Origin of the sequence: Actinophytocola sp. (assembly GCF_045807065.1) — a bacterium.
In the GTDB taxonomy this organism is placed as follows: domain Bacteria; phylum Actinomycetota; class Actinomycetes; order Mycobacteriales; family Pseudonocardiaceae; genus Actinophytocola.
Genome location: NZ_JBJMIE010000282.1, coordinates 1 through 2367 on the forward strand (window position 1 = coordinate 1; position 2367 = coordinate 2367).

General features: G+C 73.7%; 3 protein-coding genes. All 3 read right to left on the minus strand.

Going from position 1 to position 2367, the window contains the following annotated elements:
- A partial coding sequence (locus ACJ73U_RS16405; protein WP_407778491.1) for an SIS domain-containing protein occupies positions 1–461 on the minus strand: 461 nt, incomplete at its 3' end.
- Positions 458–1663 (minus strand): glycosyltransferase, encoded by a 1206-nt coding sequence (locus tag ACJ73U_RS16410; RefSeq protein WP_407778492.1) that lies wholly within the window; start codon positions 1661–1663, stop codon positions 458–460. The genes ACJ73U_RS16405 and ACJ73U_RS16410, both read right to left, overlap by 4 nt.
- Positions 1648–2367, minus strand: a 720-nt coding sequence (locus tag ACJ73U_RS16415; RefSeq protein ID WP_407778493.1) for a glycosyltransferase family 9 protein, incomplete at its 5' end; no start/stop codon positions are given. The genes ACJ73U_RS16415 and ACJ73U_RS16410, both read right to left, overlap by 16 nt.

Here is a 2367-nt window from a genome sequence, read left to right on the forward strand (position 1 = left end):
GCGTCGTCCGCGCGCTCGGCCAGCGGGTTGGGTCGCGGACCGGTCATGGCGAGCACGGTCATGCCGCACTGGCGGCCGACGTCCGCGGCTCGCAGCAGGTTCTCGCTGGTGCCGCTGGTCGAGAGCAGCACCAGCACGTCCTTCGGCCGCGCGTGCGCGACCACCTGGCGGGCGAAGACCTCCGCGTAGCCGTAGTCGTTGCCGATCGCGGTGAGGCTGGAGGTGTCGGCGTGCAGCGCGATCGCGGAGAACGGCGGGCGTTCGCGGTCGAACCTGCCCACCAGTTCGGCGGTCAGGTGCTGTGCCTCCGCGGCGGAGCCGCCGTTGCCGGCGGCCAGCAGCCGTCCGCCGTCGGTCAGCCGCTCGGCCAGCAGCGCCCCCCACCGCTCGAAGCGGTCCGTCTCATTGCGCAACGCACGCACGGCCGCGGTCAGCTCGGTGAGCCTGTCGGTGGGGGTCATCGCACGCTCCCCGCCAGCTCGGTGTTGCGCACGCACGACTCGTACACGTGCGCCGTCTGCGCCGCGATGACGCGCCACGGGTAGCGCGACTCGACGCGGTCCCGCCCGGCGCCGCCGAGGAACGACCGCTTGACCGGGTCGAGCAGCAACGACTTGAGCGCCACGGTGAGCGCGGCCGGGCGACGCGGTGGTACGAGCATGCCGGTCACGCCGTCGACGACGGTGTCGATGAGGCCGCCGACGGCCGTGGCGACCACGGGCACGCCACAGGCCATCGCCTCCAGCGGCACGATGCCGAACGGTTCGTACCAGGGCACGCACGCCACCACGTCCGCGGAACGCAGCAGCTCGGGCATCCGCTCGCGCGGCACCTGCCCCGCGAGCCGGACGCGGTCGGCGACCCCGAGGGACCGCGCGAGCTCACGCAGCCGGTTGGCCTCCGGGTCGTCCCGCATGGCGCGGTCGGCGCCGCCGGCGATGACCAGCTCGGTGTCGGGCAGGGCCGGCAGCACGGTGATGAGGTCCGCGAAGCCCTTGCGGGGCACGAGCCTGCCGACGCTGACGATCCGGTGCGCGAGCTTCGGCCGCGACCGCCGGCCCTCGGGGAGGAACTGCTTGGTGTCCACCCCGCACGGCACGATCTTGATGCGGCTCTTCGACAGGCCCATCCGGGACAGCTCCGCGACCTCGTCCGAGCACGTGGCGATGACGCAGTCCGCGCTGCGGCCGATGACCCGCTCGGTGTCGATCCGGCTCTCCGGGCTGGTGTCGGCCTCGCCCTGGTGGCGGCGCTTCACCGTGCCGAGCGCGTGGTAGGTGTGCACGAGGGGGATCCCGTGCCGTTTCGCGGCGATGGCGGCGACCAGCCCGGACATCCAGAAGTGCGAGTGCACGACGTCGGGGCGCTCGACCCGCCAGCGCTCGTCGACGAACTCGGTGAACGCGGCCATGTGCGGCAGCAGCTCGTCCTTGGGCACCGGTTGCGGTGGACCGGCCGGCACGTGCACCACGCGGTAGCCGCGCGGCGTGGTCACGACCCGCCGCTGCTGGTGGTCGTCCTGCCGGGTGTAGACGGTGACCTCGTGGCCGGCCTCGGCCAGCGCACCGGACAGCTCGGCGACATGGAGGTTCTGACCGCCCGCGTCGACCCCGCCGAGCGCGGCGAGCGGGTTTGCGTGTTCGGAGATCATCGCGATGCGCATGTGTCGTGCCCCCTCATTGTCGTGTTGACGGAAACAACCGCGCTGACCACGTCCGCCGCGGTGACGGAGGTCAGGCAGGGATGGCCCGGCAAAGGGCACTCCCGGGCCCTGGTGCCACGGCACGCCGCGGTCTGGTCGCCGAGCAGCACCGCCGGCACGCCGTAGGGCGCCCAGCGGATCGCCGGTACCACCGGCGAGAACAGTGAGACGACGGGTGTGCCGACGGCGGCGGCCAGGTGTGCCGGACCGGTGTTGCCGACGACGACCACCTCCGCGCCCCGCAGGACGCCCGCGAGCTCGGCGAAGTCGGTGGCGCCACCGAGGTCGACGCCGGTGTCGCCGGCCACCTCGGCGGTCAGGTCCTTCTCGTTCGGTCCTCCGGTGACCAGCACGCGGTGGCCGGCCTCGCCCAGTGCACGCACCGCCTCCGCGCACCGCCACGCCGGCCAGCGGCGGGCGGGCACCGTGGCGCCGGGGTGCAGCACCACGTACGGCTCGTCACCCGTCAGGTGGGTGACGGCGGGGGTGGGGCGGATCCGCAGCCGGCCGTCGTCGCCGGCCGGCAGGCGGAACGCGGCCGCGGTGACCACGTCGAGGGCGCGTTCCGGTTCCGGCGCGTCGTCGGTGAAATCGATATCCGGCCGCAGACGAATGTCCAGCAGCGAGCCGGGGTAGTCGGGGGAGATACCGGCGGTTCGCGGGCC